This window comes from Geobacter pickeringii (genome assembly GCF_000817955.1).
Taxonomy (GTDB): Bacteria; Desulfobacterota; Desulfuromonadia; order Geobacterales; family Geobacteraceae; genus Geobacter; species Geobacter pickeringii.
Window position 1 is genome coordinate 3,506,621 of sequence record NZ_CP009788.1, and the last position, 15,922, is coordinate 3,522,542.

Below are 15,922 nucleotides of genomic sequence, written 5' to 3' on the forward strand. Positions count from 1 at the left end.
CCAGCCCGTCGATCTCTCCCGCCTCGCCGCGGACGTGGTCAACGAACTGCGGCTGACGAGTCCCGACCGGGTCGTGCAGGTAACGGTCACCGGGGGGCTGACGGCCCAGGGGGATCCGGTCCTGCTCCGGGTGGTGCTGGAGAACCTGCTGGGAAATGCCAGGAAGTACACGCGCCATGCCGAATCGGCCGCGATCGCGGTGGGAGACGAGCGGCGGCCAGACGGCCTTCTTCGTGCGGGACAACGGGGCAGGCTTCGACATGACTCTATGCGGACAAGCTCTTCGGCGCCTTCCAGAGGCTCCACACCGATGCCGAGTTTGAAGGAACCGGCATCGGCCTCGCCACCGTCCAGCGCATCGTCCATCGCCATGGCGGAGAGGTCTGGGCGCAGGCCGAGAAAGGCAAAGGGGCCACCATTTATTTCACCCTTCCCTCATCGCCGGCCGGCGGAGGGAACGCGGGATCGTTCCGGCAAGCCGACGGCGGCGGGGGAAAACCATGGTTGACACCATGCGTGAAACAGGATATATATCGGTGCCTTGTCGAGCTCAGCGACCAACCGATTCATGACACGAACACCAGAAACCGGATCACCACGCGGATTCGTCGGCCCGGATGATTGCCGCTGGATGGACCTTGCTCTCCGGGAAGCGTGTAAGGCCGCCCGGCAGGGTGAAGTGCCCATCGGGGCAGTGGTCGTCCACGGCGGTTCGGTCATCGGCCGCGGATACAACCGCCGGGAGACGCGGCGGGACCCAGCGGCCCACGCCGAGATGATCGCAATCCGGCAGGCGGCACGAAAACTCGACAATTGGCGGCTCAGCGGAGCCACCCTGTACGTCACCCTCGAACCGTGCCTCATGTGTATGGGAGCGATCATCCTCTCCCGGATCGAGCGGGTGGTTTTCGGCTGCTACGACCCGAAGGGGGGAGCCGCCGGTTCGCTGTACGACCTCTCGAACGACGTGCGGCTCAACCATAGCGTCGAGGTAACCTCGCGAGTCTGCGAGGATGAATGCTCCATGATCCTGAAAGACTTTTTTGCCGATCTGAGAGCGCGCAACAAAGCACGAAAAAAATCGAATATCTGATGCCGGGTTACTGGAGAGATGGCCGAGTGGTCGAAGGCGCTTGACTCGAAATCAAGTGTACCCCCCGGGTACCTAGGGTTCGAATCCCTATCTCTCCGCCATAAAAACAAGGGGTTAGACAGATTTTGTCTAGCCCCTTTGTCGTTGTGTAAGCCGCGTGCAGCCTCTGGCTCCCTGCTATGGACCGGTCTTCCGGATGCGTTTCAATGTTGATGGTGGCGGGTTCCTGCGTCAGCTCGGCAACGTCTTCAACCAGCCTCGGGGTAATCCCTCGTTGCGGGCTCTCCCGTTGCGTCGCTTTCAACCTCCGCAACCAATTCATGTCAGCCCCCCCAAAAAAACACACCCATATTCTTACAGCGTGGAAGTATCTCAAGTATCCAAAGGGTGTTTAGACACTTTAGACACTTCGCCTGCTGGCAACAATCAACGGGTAATCGCTGGATTCAGCCGGACGATCTCTTTAGGCTTTCCCCCGGTGGGGTTCTTCTCGATATCAACCAATCGTACTCGGTGAGCACTTCAAGGCCCGCCCTGGTCTCTCCAGGAGTAGACAACCGCGCCCAGTGGTTCCGGTAAATGTCCTTTGGCGTGCATCCGTCTTGGATGGCTCCGCACAGGATGACCGTCGAACCCCTTTGTCGTCGAAAATGCCAAACGAAACGGGTGTTATTCTGAGCAGATTTTTCGTGTTTGGTGCCCGCAGACCGTCAGCCGCCCCGACGAGCACCTGACGAACGCGGCCACCCGACACGTCGCAACGCCTGTATCGTATTGGTGTTGCAGGTTATTGCCCACAAAAAAAATCTGCGGAAAAAGGGCACAAAAAATGGCCGACTTCCTTGAGGAAATCGGCCATCGTTGTGTTTGGCTCTCCAAAAAGGAAGAAGCGGGGCATTGGGACGAGTCCGTAAGACTTGACTATTCCGAGCTGAAGTCAGTTTGACAAAACAATAACAGCTGATAAAGTAGGAATAATTCTTATTCTTGATTAGCGTCATTCTTCCGCTGACGCGGGTTGTGACATTTGCTGTGGCCACCTAATGATAAATTTCATGGCATCTTACATTGGGAGGATTGCCATGAAGATGAACCGAATTCAGTTTCAGCCGGGCTTGAGCTTGAATCAGTTCCTTGCTCAATATGGAACGCAGGAGCAATGTGAATCAGCTCTCGAAGTTTCCCGGTGGCCCGCCGGATTTATCTGTCCCAAATGCCGCAGAAGCCGTCATAGCAATTATCGACGTGGCCGACAGGTCAAAGTATTTCAGTGTAGCGATTGCCGAACCAATTCGACGCTAACAGAAGGAACAATCTTCCATTTGTCGAAGCTACCTTTAACCATCTGGTTCCAGGCAATGGCGCACACAAACAAAGGCCGGAAGATCGCTTTCCGGCCTTTGTTGCTCAATAATAGGGTCAGACGAAGACAGTCAGCGTCCGTGACAATTGGAGCAGGATACCGTCTGGCCGGCAAGTCCCTTAATGACTGTCTGCTGCACGGTTGTATTTGTGCTCGTGTGGCAGAGGTAGCATGTAGAAACGCCACTGGTTGAAGAGCTCCCGCCATAGCTCCCGCCATGATAACTGTATCTGTTGCCAGATGAGCTGGCACCTGAATGAATGGCCGGGAGTGATCCGCTGTGGCAATTACCGCACGAATCATAAACAATGCAGTGGACTACCGCATCGTGAACAGCTGATGTATGGCAGACAATGCAGTCACGGATCACGGGAAAAGCGATGTCTGAACTTCCGCTTTGAGCGGGTTGGTGGCAGTTCAGGCACGAAAGGTTTTTGGGTGGTTTGCCGATGAGTTGGTGATGGCGGGTTACCTGTGCGGCGTCACCGCCGGGGTGGCAATTGAGGCAGTCAGTTTTTATCAGTGAAAGCTTGACGTTTGCGGCAATGCATTTCGGTGTCTGGCTGCTGCTCGACCCGCCTGACAAAGAGCTACCCCACCCGTAGGCAAAGCCAGAGTCAAGCGTAAGGACAAAGAGAAGTGCCCCCGCCCTAAGAAACTGTCTGTTCATGTCGCCTCCCTGTGTCGTATTTTTTGTGTAACACCCAAATTGTAAAATAGAATAGATTATAAATTATAAATGCGCTCGCGCAAACCAAAATATGCAATTCTTTACCTGATTAGCGTCATTCTTCCGCTGACGCGGGTTGTGACATTTGCTGTTGCCACCTAATGATAAATTTCATGGCATCTTACATTGGGAGGATTGCCATGAAGATGAACCGAATTCAGTTTCAGCCGGGCTTGAGCTTGAATCAGTTCCTTGCTCAATATGGAACGCAGGAGCAATGTGAATCAGCTCTCGAAGTTTCCCGGTGGCCCGCCGGATTTATCTGTCCCAAATGCCGCAGAAGCCGTCATAGCAATTATCGACGTGGCCGATAGGTCAAAGTATTTCAGTGTAGCGATTGCCGAACCCAGACGACGCTAACAGAAGGAACAATCTTCCATTCGTCGAAGCTACCTTTACGGGGTGTGCAGGGATTGTTTAGGGTAGTTGTCAGCATCGGGACACTCTCTTTTTTTACTCATTAAACTGTAATATTTACTATGAACAAGATGTTACGAGTTTGAGCAGTTTCCTGGACAGCCGGATATACCGACGCGCAATTCGTTGTTGTCACAGGGAATACATCGATTCTGAGAAAGGAGACAATCGCATGAGTACCGACACAAAGTGCCCGATCACGGGCAGAGCGGCCCGGCAGGTAGCCGGCGGTGGCACCTCGAACCGGGACTGGTGGCCGAACCAGCTGAACCTGAAGATTCTGCACCAGCACTCTTCACTGTCCAATCCGATGGGCGGGGCTTTTAACTATGCAGAGGAGTTCAGGAAACTAGACCTCAATGCGCTGAAAAAGGACCTCCATGCTCTCATGACCGACTCGCAGGAGTGGTGGCCGGCTGACTGGGGTCACTACGGCGGGCTCTTCATCAGGATGGCATGGCACAGTGCTGGCACCTATCGCATGGGAGACGGTCGCGGTGGGGCCGGGTCCGGCAGTCAGCGTCTTGCGCCCCTCAACAGCTGGCCGGACAACGTGAACCTCGACAAGGCGCGCCGGCTGCTCTGGCCGATCAAGCAGAAATACGGCAAGAAAATCTCCTGGGCCGACCTGATGATCCTAGCCGGCAACTGCGCGCTGGTGTCGATGGGGTTCAAGACCTTCGGGTTTGGCGGCGGGCGTGAGGACGTGTGGGAGCCTGAAGAGGACATCTACTGGGGCAGCGAGGATACCTGGCTCGGAGACAAACGCTACAGCGGTAATCGGGACCTGGAGAATCCGCTTGCAGCCGTGCAGATGGGGCTGATCTACGTCAACCCGGAAGGGCCGAACGGGAATCCGGATCCGGTTGCCTCTGGCCGCGACGTGCGCGAGACCTTCGCCCGCATGGCCATGAACGATGAAGAGACCGTAGCTCTGGTTGCAGGCGGCCACACCTTCGGCAAATGTCACGGAGCCGGCCCTGCCACCCATGTGGGGCCTGAGCCTGAAGCCGCCCCCATCGAAGAGCAGGGGCTGGGCTGGAAGAGCAGCTTCGGCAGCGGCAAAGGGGGCGATACGATCAGCAGCGGCCTCGAGGGGGCTTGGAAGCCGAACCCGACCAGATGGGACATGGGCTATCTGAAGGTCATGTTCAAATACGAGTGGGAACTGGTCAAGAGCCCGGCCGGAGCCAACCAGTGGCTGGCCAAGGACGTGGACGACGAGGACCTGGTGGCCGACGCCCACGATCCCTCAAAGAAGCGCAGACCGATGATGACCACGGCTGATCTGTCGCTCCGCTTCGACCCTATCTACGAGCCGATCGCCCGGCGCTACCTGGCAAATCCCGACCAGTTTGCCGATGCCTTTGCCCGGGCCTGGTTCAAGCTGACTCACCGCGACATGGGGCCCCGCTCCCGCTACCTCGGCCCGGAGGTGCCGACAGAAGAGTTGATCTGGCAGGACCCGGTTCCGGCTGTCACTCATGCGTTGATCGACGCAGCGGACAGTGCTGACCTCAAGGGGAAGATTCTTGCCTCCGGGCTGTCTGTTGCCGAACTTGTCGCCACTGCCTGGGCTTCGGCATCCACCTTCCGCGGCTCCGATAAACGGGGCGGGGCCAATGGTGCGCGCATCCGTCTGACACCGCAGAAGCATTGGGAAGTCAACCAGCCGGAGCAGTTGGCCAAGGTGCTCGCAACACTTGCCGCTCTTCAGCAACAGTTTAACAGCGCCCAGTCGGGCGGCAAGAAGGTCTCGCTCGCCGACCTGATCGTTCTGGGCGGTTGCGCAGCTATCGAGCAGGCTGCCAGGAATGCCGGCCACAAGGTGACCGTTCCCTTTGCACCGGGACGCACGGATGCCTCGCAGGAGCAAACCGATGAGGCTTCCTTTGCCGTTCTTGAGCCAAAAGCCGACGGCTTCCGCAACTATCAGAAAACCAAATATGCCGTGTCAGCGGAGGAACTGCTGGTTGACAAGGCGCAGCTCTTGACCCTGACCGCCCCCGAGATGACGGTGCTGATCGGCGGCATGCGCGCCCTGAACGCCAACTACGGCCAGTCGCCGCACGGCGTCTTCACCACGCGGCCTGAGACACTGACCAACGACTATTTTGTGAACCTGCTCGACATGGCCACCGTCTGGAAGCCGACCGCCCAGGACCCGGGTATCTTCGAGGGGCGTGACCGAACGAGCGGCGAGCTCAAGTGGACCGCCACCCGCATCGACCTGATCTTTGGTTCCAACTCCCAGCTGCGGGCCCTTGCTGAAGTCTATGGCTGTGTAGACTCTCAGGCGAAATTCCTGGAGGATTTCATTACAGCTTGGAACAAGGTGATGAACCTTGACCGTTTCGATCTGGCCTGATAGTTGCTGAACCACGCTTCGATGGCTGCCGACATCGTGGCAGAAAACGTTCAGCTTGCGTTTGCCAGCAGCGCTGCCATCGCCGGCGCCTCGCACGAGATCAGGCACCTATTGCAATAATCTGCTGTCAGAATACTGCTAACAAAGGAAAAACAACGAATGAGGTGGCCGGGGTTCGTGAAACAGCCTGAGGGGTGAAATAAGCAATGTCCCGCTGTTGTTATGATTGTCGGCATCAGGCTGCCGCCTTCAGCTTCTCAAGTCCCTGTGAATAAGCCTCATCCGGGGTCAGTCTGTCAAGCGATGTGTGCTGCCGCTTCTCGTTGTACCAGGTGAACCAGGTTTGCAGGTCTTTTAAGAGTTCCGCGCCGGATTCGTACACTTTCAGGTAAATCCGTTCGTATTTCAGGGTGCGCCAGAGCCGCTCGATAAAGATGTTGTCCCTGAAGCGCCCCTTGCCGTCCATGCTGATCCTGACATTCCAGGTCTTCAGGACGGAGGTGAAGGCCTCGCTGGTGAACTGGCATCCCTGATCGGTGTTGAATATCTCGGGGACGCCGTACTTGAGCAGCGCCTCCTTGAGCGCCTCGACGCAGAATCGCGTGTCCAGGGTGTTGGAAAGTCGCCATGACAGCACTTTCCTGGTGGCCCAGTCCATGATGGCAATCAGGTACATGAATCCCTTCTGCATGGGAATGTACGTGATGTCGGTTGCCCAGACCTGGTTCGGGCGATCGATAGTCAGTCCCCGCAGCAGATAGGGATAGACCGGATGTTTCGGTTGCCGCTTGCTGGTACCAGGTTTCGGCGCCAGTGATTCGATCCGCATGATGAGCATCAGACGCCTGACCCGGTCCCGGCCAATCGGTGCTTCTGGCGTAGAAAGCTGACCAGCAAGGGATCGGCTCCCCATCCAGGGGTGCTCCAGGTACAACTCATCGATGCGGCGCATCAGTTCGAGGTCACCGGAGCGCAGGTGGTTTGCTGGGCCACGGTAATAACTGGCCTTGGGCAAGCCCACCAACTGGCAGCGGCGTTCAACAGAAATTTCAGGGTGCCCGGCGGCAATCACCTGCTGTTTCTGCGCCCGGTCAAGCTCAGTCCGGGCAGATTGGACAAAAAATCGTTCTCTACCTTGAGCTTGCCGATCTGGCGGTGCAGCTCGGCCACTTCGGCCTCGTGGTTGACCTCTTTCTTCTTGCCCTTACCAAAGAGGTCAGAGGCATTCTCAATCAGGTCCTGCTTCCAGCGGGTGATCTGGGTGACGTGAACGCCAAACTCGCTGGAAAGCTCGGCCAAGGTTTTTGTTTCGGCCAGGGCAGCCAGTGCCACCTTGGCCTTGAAAGCAGCGCTGTGACGTGTGCGATGTTGCGGCATGAACCTCTCCTCTCAAAATTGGGCGGTTCATTGCTTATACGAAGCCGTGGAAAAAGGGTTGCTCCCCCTTGACGGCACCCTGCATGAGCGCGTCAACAGGCAGAAAGAGAGGCGGCAGGAAATTCTTGCCGAGATGGCCGGTCTGCAGCGCCAGAAAGAACTCCCTCTGACCGGCATGGGGGTCAGGCGGATCAGATCATTCTGTGCGGCATTGAAGGAAAAACTGCTCGAAAAGGGGTCAAATTCCGGGAAGGAATATCTGAAATTACTGGTGACAGAATTTGTGTGAACAAAATAGAAGTGCGCCTAACCGGCAGCTATGCTGCACTGGCAGGCGCACTCGCTATGTCAACAAAACCGGCCCAGTTTGATATGGTGCCCAGTTTTGTTCCTGTTTGGCTCCCCAACCCGGACTCGAACCAGGGACAAGGTGGTTAACAGTAACCACATCTCGCGTTTTTTCTCGTTTCATCCCCACCAAGGCCACCTTATCAAAATCCAACAACGGCTTGACATGCCTAGCTTTATCATGTATCAGTACAAATAGAGACCACATGAAACAAGCTGGACAACAAGACCACATGAGACCACACGAGAGACCACACGAACCACAGGGGGCCGGCCATGACATTCAGCGACAAGTACATCGCAAGCTTGAAGCCTACGGACAAGATCAATGACGTTCGAGAGGGTAAGGGGTTTGGCATTCGGGTACTGCCGTCAGGTATCAAGACGTGGTTTTTCATCTACCGGATCGACGGCAAACGGCGATTCATGAACCTGGGGCACTATCCCAGTATCTCGCTACAGGACGCACGCAAAAAATACCGCGACGCCTACGGCCTGTACGAGCAAGGGAAAGACCCTGCGGGATTGGCTGACCACGCCAAAGAGGAGCGCCGGAAAATGCCAACCGTGGCCGACCTTGTGGAAGAGTACATCGAGCGCCACGCAAAGCGGTTCAAGAGGTCATGGGAAAAGGACAAGCAGATATTGAACCGGGACGTAATACCAGCCTGGGGAACGAAGAAGGCCGTCGACGTTAGCAAGCGCGACGTGGTGAGCCTCCTGGAGGGGATCGTTGAGCGCGGCGCGCCGGCCATGGCCAACAACTGCTTCCAGATCATCCGCAAAATGTTCAACTGGGCCGTTGAAAAGGACATACTGCCCAGTACGCCCTGTACCGGAGTCAAGCTCCCTTCTCCCAAGGTAACACGGGAGCGGACATTGAACGATACGGAAATCAAGACGATGTGGGGAAACCTTGGACAATGCGCCATGTCAGAAGAGATCGAGCGTGCCTTGAAGCTGATCCTTGTCACTGCACAACGCCCTGGGGAGGTTATCGGAATGCACTCAAGCGAGATCGACGGGCAATGGTGGACAATACCAGCGGAGCGGGCGAAGAACGGCAAGTCTCACCGTGTATTCTTGACGAGTCTAGCCTTGGAACTCATCGGGAACGTCGAGGACAAGGCATACATCTTCAAGACCCCCATAATCGATCGAGACCAGCCCATAGGCGGAACCGCGCTGAACGTCGCGTTGAACCGCGCTCTTTGCACCCCGGTGATAGACAAAAAAGGTAAGCCTGTCATCGAGGCAGACGGCAAGCAGGTAACAAAGAATACCCTTGGCGTTGACCCATTTACCCCCCACGACCTCAGACGCACAGCAGCCACGTTCATGGCAGAAATGGGAACCATGGATGAGGTTATCGACGCCATTCTGAACCATGCGAAAAAGGGGGTTATCAAGGTCTACAACCAGTATCGTTATGATAAGGAGAAGCAGGCGGCACTGGAATCTTGGGAGCGGAAACTGAAGAGCATCATCAACGGCAAGACAAATGCCACGGTTACCCCAATATCAGCGGGCCGGAAAGGGAGGCGCGTGGCATGAGTGCCAGCAAGAAGAGCCTTAACGCCGTGGGGAGTCTGGACGCTGTTGAGTTGATGAGCTGGCATCTGCCGCCAAGGAAGCGGAGCGAATTGCTGGAAGTAATCGACCGGGAAGCAGACGACCCGGAAGCAGTGACGTTCCTGGAGAGCATTGAGCATGCAATCCGTTCTGCATTATGGCGTCAAGACCTGCAGCCGCGCCGGGCTGAAGTCAAGACTGCGTTGCTGAGAGCGGCAGAGCAGAGCAAGGCGCTACTTGATGCCCTTGGCCAGATCCCGGATGCCGGGCGGCAATATTTCTTCGCTGAGGGCATGCCGTGGACCAAGGCAAGGGAGAATGCCGCCAAGGTTTGGAGGGTAGCGGATAGCGCCAGGTTGAGAGCGGAGGACGACCTTTCCGGAGCCGGTGACGATCACGACAACAACCCCGCCATTCTCGCCGCAGACATAGCTAAAGCCTTAAAGCAAGCTGGTATCAAGCCCTCTTTGACCCGGCCCAAGTACAACAAACATGGCGAAATAAGCAGACCGCCTTTCTGGACCGTGACGGTCATCTGTTTCCAGCAGGCCCTTTTCCCCCACAAAGACCCATTGCGCCACATGAAAGATGGACGCCGCCGCATATCAATTGTTGGTTGCGCAGATTAACGACTTTTCCCACCAAACCCCGCAACGCGATTACCCACGCCGTTTCAAGTAATCTCCTGGGCATCCAAAAACCCACTGCCAAGGAGGTCCCACCACATGCAACGCATCACCGTTGAACCCGGAAACCGCATTCTTAGAAACCCAGATTTAGACGTAATCACTGGTCTCAGCAGAACGACCCGCTGGCGATTGGAAAACGCCGGAGACTTTCCGAAACGCCGGCAGATTTCCAAAGGCGCGGTTGGTTGGATTGAATCCGAGGTTACGGCATGGCTACTCAGCAAAGGGCTGGCTTCAGCAGATCGGCAGCCCCAAGCAGCATAGGGGGGCCGGCTATGACCAGACCGCCAGAATTCCAGACCACAGACCTCGACCTAGCAGCCGCCATCATGACCGGCACGGGTAAGCAGCCGGGAGCATTCCGGCAACCCGGCCAACCGCTCGTTGCCTTTGAGTTCAAGGACGATGAGGCAACCCGGGCAATCATCCTTTCCTATGCCTCCGGCGACCTTTGCCAGAACGTGAAGCGCTTCGCCGCTTGCCGCGCATGGTTGTACCGGCAGGCCAAGGGGGTGAGGTGATGAACGGCATACAATCACTACTCAGGCAAGCCCTCAAGCAGGCCGTCCTCATCGGCCACCAGGCCGGAATAGTCCCTTATCCAGTGGCGTTCTGGGGCCTGGACCGTCTAGGACGGGAGGGGGTGGGTGATGCCGCGAAAGAGAGGTAACACCGGGAAAAACGGCAGGGGAGGCTACTCAGCTAACGAGCTGGGGAAAGGGTTTGCTCAAATCCCCCGCACTCTCCTTGAGAGCGAAGCATACCGCACCCTGAAGACCTTGCCAGCAGCCAAGGCGCTCCCGGTACTGATAGCCAAATGGGGCGCAGCAGAAGCGAAGGGCGGAAAGCCAGTCTGCGAATTCCATTATTCCGAAGCAGATCGTCTGCACGGGATACCCCGGAAATCGTTCAGGCGAGGCCTCCAAGAGTTGCACGAACATGGCCTCTTTGATCTTGAGGATAAGGGCGGGACTTGGGACGGCAATGCTTGGACTGCTACTCAGTATCGCCGGAGTGAACGGTGGAGAAAGTACGGCACGGCTGATTTCATCCAGCCGACTTGGTCTCTGTCTGAACCAGCAGTGAAACCAAAGCCGCCGGCGCGGCGCGCTTGCAATTCTACCCCCTCTGCTACCCCTGAAGCACTCCCTCAAAAAAGCCCTGCCCATGGCTTAGATATAGAAGGAGGGTCAAATTGACACCGGGACAGACGGCAAAAAGGGCGTTTTCCGGTGTCAGATTGACACCGCACAGAGGGGAAACAGGGGCAGAACTGAGGTCTCCCGGCGTCAGATTGACACCGCGCCCGGTGTCAGATTGACCCTTGACTTTAATTTTGTTCGACAACCAGACCCGCCACCAATGGCGGCAATATCAACGGCCCGGACCGCCGGGAAAGGAGTACAGCATGACACAACCAGCATTCAACACGCGCCCATGGGACGAACGCACCGCCTACCTGGGCACGACTGCCGAGCAGGCTTTCGAGACAGTGGCCGCTCACCTGGGCATAGCACTCGAACGCCTTGGAATGGACCGGGAGAGCCCGCTCAAGTACAACGCCCTTCACCCGTTCCTCCGCCAACGGCCAGATTACGTCGCGCAGACCAGCAACGATGGCCCCTTCTTCGTGGAGGTCAAGGGCTCCGGTTCGGATGGCGTTGTGAAAATCAAGCTGGACTCCATTGAGACGGCGCAACACTGGCAACTGCTCCATCGAGTGAAGTTCTTCGTCTTTGACAGCGCCCGAAAGCTCTACGCGACAATGTGGCTCGACGATCTTCGGGCAACCATCAAGCGTGACAAGATCGTCGCCGCTTGTTTCAGTGACGGCAATCAATACCATCCGGTACCCCGAACCCTTTTCAAATGGCACCGCCTACCCGCCATGTCAGAAGCTCAACAGGCAGCAGCATGAACCCTAACCTTGAGACATTAAATTAACCAAGGAACCATGGGCCTAGCCCCCCAACTTTTCGCAAGGAGAACCATAATGCAAACGACCCTCACACCCATCAAAGCAATCCGCGCAAAATGCCTTGATTGCTCCAACAACCAATATGGCGAGGTCCGGGTATGCCCCATCAACAAATGCCCGTTGTGGCCGTACCGCATGGGACGCCGCCCGAAGGCTGACGGTGATGATGTTGTGCCGAGTGACGCGCATGATGAACAGATGCATGAAGCCCACAACGAAGCCCACACAGAGCGGCGAGTAAGCATTTGTAATTCATAGCGATATTCAGGTTGGAGGCACTACGAAGGACACAACGAAGCCCACACAGGCAACAGGCGGAAATGGGCGAAGAGACGCGAGTCAGGCCGCTATTACCCCTTACTTACAATCACTGTTACCCAGAAGTTATTACCCAGAAAAAGCTTATCCATATAGGGAGGAGAAACCATGTACGCGATAATCAAGAATTTCGGAGAGGTCGATAAGAACAAGGGCGAGAAAATTCGCATTACCCATGAGTTGTACCGCGAAAAAACCCATTTGCTTGATGCGAGGGTTTTGTGTGGGGGGGAAACGACGAGAAAGGGCCTCTCCCTCCAGCCGGCAACGTGGGTGAAGTTGATCCCCGAACTGGTGAAGGCTCTGCGGGAAATGGGACACAACATCGAAGTTCAAGGAGGCAAATAATGTCCGCAAGCGCACCAGACGTACAACCCACCGCGCAGCAACGGGCACTGTCCGACATTGCGGCGCAGCAGTTCAACAACTACATGACCACCTACCGGCCCTTCGAGACGAAGTACATTGCCGACATCCAGGGGAACGATGCGGGGCGGCAGGAACGGGCGGCAGGTATCGCCAACGCCAACGTCGCGGGGAAGCCCTCTGCAATCACCGGCATGGACCCCACGTCAGGCAGGTTCATGGGGGCGGTTTCTGGTTCGACCACCACCACGGCTAATGCCACGGGGAACGCCGTCACCGGGGCACGTCAGGCGATCCAGGGACAGACCCTTGCAGCACAGCAGGGACTTGTGAACCTGGGGCAAGGGAAGGCGGCGGCAACGCAGTCAGGCATGGAAACCCTCGCCTCGAACGCCTCCCGGTCTGCCATCAACGACGCCTACCTTGACATCAACAACCAGCGGTTCACCAACAACATGATTGGTTCCGGTATCGGGGCGGCGGCATACGGCGCCAAGAAATACGGCCCCGCCATCAAGACCGGCTTGAGCAACTGGGGCAACGGCCTGAATTGGGACGGCACCATGACAGGCGAGAACGCTGCGCAGTGGGATTCGTACAACCCTGGCATGGAGCGGGATTAGCGACGGCACCTGACAAGAACCACCACACATGTTAACACGCGCCGCCCTGGGCAACTGGGGCGGTTCAACACGGAATCGACCCGCCGCAGAGAAGGCAGAGGGTGAACAAGCGAGCGGAACGGATGCAGGAATCCCTGGACGACCTGAGCAGCACGATGGAACGGATCAGGGCGGGTCAGGATGGGGAGCCCCAGGAGAATCAGGAGACGCCGGAACCAAGGGCCACGGAGACGGGTTCGCTCTTCGAGTAGGAGAAGACCACGTAATTGACCCCGCCGTATTTCTCCTTTTACCAGTAAAGGCACGGGCGGCAGCTCCGACGATTCACGCCAGCAAATACCCTGCGTTTCATGTCTACTCGGGTTTAATGGATTGAACCAAATTATCCACTATTTCGGAGGCCGCTTCAGGGAGACCTTTATGCATGGCGCGGTCAGCAATCGAGCCAGATCGTCCACCCCACCCGTTTTCCCATGTCAAACCTGCGATAATCTTTTTTGTATCAGTGCTGTTAACTCTTACGCTGGCACTTTGAGTTTTGCCGTCTCGTCCGGCTGCCGTCCGTACCGTAAGATATGCATCAACCCCTTTGCCCTTGAGCTTCTCTAGGCCAATAGGCGTGTTAACTTCGATTTCGTCAATATTCAATCGCACCATCAATCGTGAAGTACTTGCGGGATCGAGAACAGTGAAACCACGGTTCGCCAGTTCAATCCCCACTGCATCAGCAAGAAGGCCACCACCAGGATCGAGTGCAATGACTTTGACTGGCGCTGAAGGTTTACTGGAAACTGGGATGGAGGATACTCTTGATCCTGCACAACTTGCCATCAAAGTAGCAAAAATGATGGTACACAGAAATTTCACCACATGACCACGCATCATAACATTCCTCTCTTCCATTTGCTCTTACTTCATAACGCACCATTGGTTAACTGTTTCGGCTTGCCATAATCATGTCGTCTCAATAGTGAGAAAAAAAGCCCGCACCAAAGCGTTGCGCTCATGATGCGGGCCTCCTGGGGCCTCATTGAGGTCAGCAAAGTACCACGGCCCCTTTCATAGCAGGATATTCAGGCGAATTCAAGGTTAAGTTAGCCCGCTCTAGTATTTACTCTCTAATTGATGCCCGTCTCCCCTGGATTTCAATTCCCAAAATTGGCGCGGCGTTGCGAGAGGGGGGCTGTAACTTTTTTCAGACCCGGCACCATCCATAGCGGGGGCAGGAGTGGGTGGGGGGCCTCTGTGGGTCCCGGTTAACTGAAAACTATTTTCAATATCTTCAACAATCTGACCCTCCGGTGGTATGTGGTAGCGGAGCATGTTAACACGCCGCCGCTTCCGTCCCCTGAATCTGCCACGCCAGATCGTCGTTGAAGGTCTTGGCGAGTTTCAGGTAGCCGCGTTCTGTGAAGATGACGAACTTCCATCTTGGGTGCGCAGTAACTACATCTAAGTTATTGATTTTAAATAACAATTTCACTTGACTTGCTGCTGAGTGAGGGGGTAAGGTGCTGATATGCCCCCCTGGGGTGATTGCTATCAACTGGAGGTATGTAATGAATGTTAACACCGTATTGGAAAGCCTGAAGCAGGACAACCAGATTGCCGAGTTCGACCGGTTACGCGACGCTGACTTCATCGAGGGGTGCTATCTGAGCCCGGACGTTACGAAGGCAGAGTTGTTGGAACGGGCGCATTCAGCATGGGGAAAGATCGACGACGAAACCCGCGCCCTGGGGTACTGCTTGAACCGGATCAGGGAGATTGATGAGGCCGAACAAGCGGAGGCAGCATAACCGCATTCCCCCGCTCTCAGGGAAGAGACAAACAACGGCCCGGTTCTCCATCATGGGGAGCCGGGTTTTTTCGTGCACTGGCGAAGCAGTAGTCCCTTGCGCGATCATGCAATCGACGTAACGGCGTTACAAGGGTTCATGACAGAGGAAAGGAACGGGGGGATTTTCGAGAGGGATGATTAAGAGGGGGCGACGGTGTTGTGCGGCGTCACTAGGGGGGTGAGTTTTCTTGAAGGTAAGGCAAGCACTCTGAGACCACACCAGAGACCACACATAAAGAAAGAGGGGTTAGTCTAGTTAACTAACCCCTCGTTTTTGTTGGCTCCCCAACCCGGACTCGAACCAGGGACAAGGTGGTTAACAGCCACCTGCTCTACCGACTGAGCTATTGGGGAATGTAGGAACACCGTAACGTTCGTTGCTACGGGCTTTTCTCCGGATTCGGTGCTTTGCGCTTTGTTAGAACGCTACCGGTGAAAAGCGAAGGACTTTTTATCACACCAGATTGGCAATGTCAACACTATTCATCCCCCCTTGAGCCGGATACGTTACGCTCCCTCCCTCGACCCTCGCCATGGCGGTCAGGAGATGCGGCTTCACGCTGCCAGCACCCATAATATCCTTTACCACGATCCCCCGGACAACGAGCGCATCACCGATGAGTGAGCGGGGAATGGCGCGCACATCCACGAGCCGGCCGCTGCCGTGGGCCCGCAGCAGCGCTACGAACTCCTCAAGGGGGATGTATTGAATGCCCGACAGCCGCCCATCGCCCGACGGGGTGCGATTTGACAGTCGCGCATGGTGATGTACGCTACAAAGACCGGCATACGCTCTGGACCCACGAGATATTTTCACAAACCTGATTCAAGGAGGCGTGG

The 15,922-nt window shown here is 56.2% G+C and carries 17 protein-coding genes, 2 tRNA genes and 2 pseudogenes; 17 read left to right on the forward strand and 4 right to left on the reverse strand.

Annotated elements, in window-relative coordinates; all coding sequences use genetic code 11:
* The first annotated feature begins 333 nt into the window (after nt 1–333).
* From GPICK_RS17940 to katG, 6 genes and pseudogenes are all read left to right on the forward strand, one after another.
* On the forward strand, nt 334–621 hold the full coding sequence (locus tag GPICK_RS17940; protein ID WP_236685712.1) for an ATP-binding protein: 288 nt from the start codon (nt 334–336) through the stop codon (nt 619–621).
* Nucleotides 569–1,093: a tRNA adenosine(34) deaminase TadA gene (gene tadA, locus GPICK_RS15955; RefSeq protein ID WP_052263509.1), complete on the forward strand. Its 525-nt coding sequence runs from the start codon at nt 569–571 to the stop codon at nt 1,091–1,093. Before GPICK_RS17940 ends, tadA begins: the two co-directional genes overlap by 53 nt.
* Before the next feature lie 12 nt (nt 1,094–1,105).
* Nucleotides 1,106–1,194, forward strand: a tRNA-Ser gene (locus GPICK_RS15960).
* Between the two features lie 981 nt (nt 1,195–2,175).
* A pseudogene (locus tag GPICK_RS17150) lies at nt 2,176–2,454 on the forward strand (transposase); the annotation flags it as partial.
* An 872-nt stretch (nt 2,455–3,326) separates the two neighbouring features.
* Nucleotides 3,327–3,584 (forward strand): annotated as a pseudogene (locus GPICK_RS17155) (transposase); the annotation flags it as partial.
* Nucleotides 3,585–3,775: 191 nt separating this feature from the next.
* Nucleotides 3,776–5,971 carry a catalase/peroxidase HPI gene (katG, locus tag GPICK_RS15965; RefSeq protein WP_039744874.1) on the forward strand — a complete coding sequence of 732 codons (2,196 nt, stop codon included), beginning with the start codon at nt 3,776–3,778 and terminating at the stop codon, nt 5,969–5,971.
* Between the two features lie 235 nt (nt 5,972–6,206).
* Here katG and GPICK_RS15970 read toward each other — a convergent pair.
* Nucleotides 6,207–7,348, reverse strand: a protein-coding gene (locus tag GPICK_RS15970) for an IS3 family transposase (protein ID WP_144400113.1) whose coding sequence is annotated in 2 segments (ribosomal slippage) — nt 6,207–7,087 and nt 7,087–7,348 — 1,143 coding nt in all. Because the reading frame shifts where the segments join, the coding sequence is not laid out codon by codon here.
* Here GPICK_RS15970 and GPICK_RS15980 point away from each other — a divergent pair.
* The 10 genes from GPICK_RS15980 to GPICK_RS17520 all read left to right on the forward strand — a co-directional run bounded on the left by GPICK_RS15980 (nt 7,347) and on the right by GPICK_RS17520 (nt 13,493).
* Nucleotides 7,347–7,637 (forward strand): hypothetical protein, encoded by a 291-nt coding sequence (locus GPICK_RS15980; RefSeq protein ID WP_039744879.1) that lies wholly within the window; start codon nt 7,347–7,349, stop codon nt 7,635–7,637. The genes GPICK_RS15970 and GPICK_RS15980 overlap by 2 nt on opposite strands.
* 335 nt (nt 7,638–7,972) lie before the next feature.
* On the forward strand, nt 7,973–9,250 hold the full coding sequence (locus tag GPICK_RS15985; protein WP_039744881.1) for a tyrosine-type recombinase/integrase: 1,278 nt from the start codon (nt 7,973–7,975) through the stop codon (nt 9,248–9,250).
* Nucleotides 9,247–9,897: a hypothetical protein gene (locus GPICK_RS15990; protein WP_039744882.1), complete on the forward strand. Its 651-nt coding sequence runs from the start codon at nt 9,247–9,249 to the stop codon at nt 9,895–9,897. Before GPICK_RS15985 ends, GPICK_RS15990 begins: the two co-directional genes overlap by 4 nt.
* 96 nt (nt 9,898–9,993) lie before the next feature.
* On the forward strand, nt 9,994–10,221 hold the full coding sequence (locus tag GPICK_RS17160) for a helix-turn-helix transcriptional regulator (protein ID WP_084201459.1): 228 nt from the start codon (nt 9,994–9,996) through the stop codon (nt 10,219–10,221).
* 11 nt (nt 10,222–10,232) lie between these two features.
* Nucleotides 10,233–10,478: a hypothetical protein gene (locus tag GPICK_RS15995; protein WP_039744883.1), complete on the forward strand. Its 246-nt coding sequence runs from the start codon at nt 10,233–10,235 to the stop codon at nt 10,476–10,478.
* 887 nt (nt 10,479–11,365) lie between these two features.
* Nucleotides 11,366–11,875: a hypothetical protein gene (locus GPICK_RS16005; RefSeq protein ID WP_039744885.1), complete on the forward strand. Its 510-nt coding sequence runs from the start codon at nt 11,366–11,368 to the stop codon at nt 11,873–11,875.
* Nucleotides 11,876–11,950: 75 nt separating this feature from the next.
* Entirely contained in the window at nt 11,951–12,193 is a 243-nt protein-coding gene (locus GPICK_RS17165) for a hypothetical protein (RefSeq protein ID WP_084201460.1), read from the forward strand.
* Nucleotides 12,194–12,361: 168 nt separating this feature from the next.
* Nucleotides 12,362–12,601: a hypothetical protein gene (locus GPICK_RS16010; protein ID WP_039744886.1), complete on the forward strand. Its 240-nt coding sequence runs from the start codon at nt 12,362–12,364 to the stop codon at nt 12,599–12,601.
* Nucleotides 12,601–13,242, forward strand: coding sequence for a hypothetical protein (locus tag GPICK_RS16015; RefSeq protein ID WP_039744887.1), 642 nt, complete (start codon nt 12,601–12,603; stop codon nt 13,240–13,242). The genes GPICK_RS16010 and GPICK_RS16015 overlap by 1 nt, the downstream gene beginning before the upstream one ends.
* Nucleotides 13,243–13,343: 101 nt before the next feature.
* Complete coding sequence (locus GPICK_RS17520) at nt 13,344–13,493, forward strand: hypothetical protein (protein ID WP_158414185.1); 150 nt, start codon at nt 13,344–13,346, stop codon at nt 13,491–13,493.
* Nucleotides 13,494–13,596: 103 nt separating this feature from the next.
* On the opposite strand, the gene GPICK_RS17455 is transcribed toward GPICK_RS17520, so the two are convergent.
* Nucleotides 13,597–14,112, reverse strand: coding sequence for a hypothetical protein (locus GPICK_RS17455; RefSeq protein ID WP_236685595.1), 516 nt, complete (start codon nt 14,110–14,112; stop codon nt 13,597–13,599).
* A gap of 689 nt (nt 14,113–14,801) precedes the next feature.
* Between GPICK_RS17455 and GPICK_RS16020 the strand changes: the two genes are divergently transcribed.
* Nucleotides 14,802–15,041 (forward strand): hypothetical protein, encoded by a 240-nt coding sequence (locus GPICK_RS16020; protein WP_039744889.1) that lies wholly within the window; start codon nt 14,802–14,804, stop codon nt 15,039–15,041.
* Nucleotides 15,042–15,360: 319 nt separating this feature from the next.
* On the opposite strand, the gene GPICK_RS16025 is transcribed toward GPICK_RS16020, so the two are convergent.
* Together GPICK_RS16025 and GPICK_RS17680 are read right to left on the reverse strand one after the other, a co-directional pair.
* A tRNA-Asn gene (locus tag GPICK_RS16025) sits at nt 15,361–15,436 on the reverse strand.
* A gap of 100 nt (nt 15,437–15,536) precedes the next feature.
* Entirely contained in the window at nt 15,537–15,899 is a 363-nt protein-coding gene (locus tag GPICK_RS17680) for a hypothetical protein (protein WP_201773212.1), read from the reverse strand.
* Between the last annotated feature and the right edge of the window lie 23 nt (nt 15,900–15,922).

What these genes read in the sequence shown, in the direction of transcription:
- tadA (WP_052263509.1), top strand. Translation starts at nt 569, where the DNA reads ATGACACGAACACCAGAAACCGGATCACCACGCGGATTCGTCGGCCCG.
- katG (WP_039744874.1), top strand. Translation starts at nt 3,776, where the DNA reads ATGAGTACCGACACAAAGTGCCCGATCACGGGCAGAGCGGCCCGGCAG.
- GPICK_RS15980 (WP_039744879.1), top strand. Translation starts at nt 7,347, where the DNA reads ATGAACCTCTCCTCTCAAAATTGGGCGGTTCATTGCTTATACGAAGCC.
- GPICK_RS15985 (WP_039744881.1), top strand. Translation starts at nt 7,973, where the DNA reads ATGACATTCAGCGACAAGTACATCGCAAGCTTGAAGCCTACGGACAAG.
- GPICK_RS15990 (WP_039744882.1), top strand. Translation starts at nt 9,247, where the DNA reads ATGAGTGCCAGCAAGAAGAGCCTTAACGCCGTGGGGAGTCTGGACGCT.
- GPICK_RS17160 (WP_084201459.1), top strand. Translation starts at nt 9,994, where the DNA reads ATGCAACGCATCACCGTTGAACCCGGAAACCGCATTCTTAGAAACCCA.
- GPICK_RS15995 (WP_039744883.1), top strand. Translation starts at nt 10,233, where the DNA reads ATGACCAGACCGCCAGAATTCCAGACCACAGACCTCGACCTAGCAGCC.
- GPICK_RS16005 (WP_039744885.1), top strand. Translation starts at nt 11,366, where the DNA reads ATGACACAACCAGCATTCAACACGCGCCCATGGGACGAACGCACCGCC.
- GPICK_RS17165 (WP_084201460.1), top strand. Translation starts at nt 11,951, where the DNA reads ATGCAAACGACCCTCACACCCATCAAAGCAATCCGCGCAAAATGCCTT.
- GPICK_RS16010 (WP_039744886.1), top strand. Translation starts at nt 12,362, where the DNA reads ATGTACGCGATAATCAAGAATTTCGGAGAGGTCGATAAGAACAAGGGC.
- GPICK_RS16015 (WP_039744887.1), top strand. Translation starts at nt 12,601, where the DNA reads ATGTCCGCAAGCGCACCAGACGTACAACCCACCGCGCAGCAACGGGCA.
- GPICK_RS16020 (WP_039744889.1), top strand. Translation starts at nt 14,802, where the DNA reads ATGAATGTTAACACCGTATTGGAAAGCCTGAAGCAGGACAACCAGATT.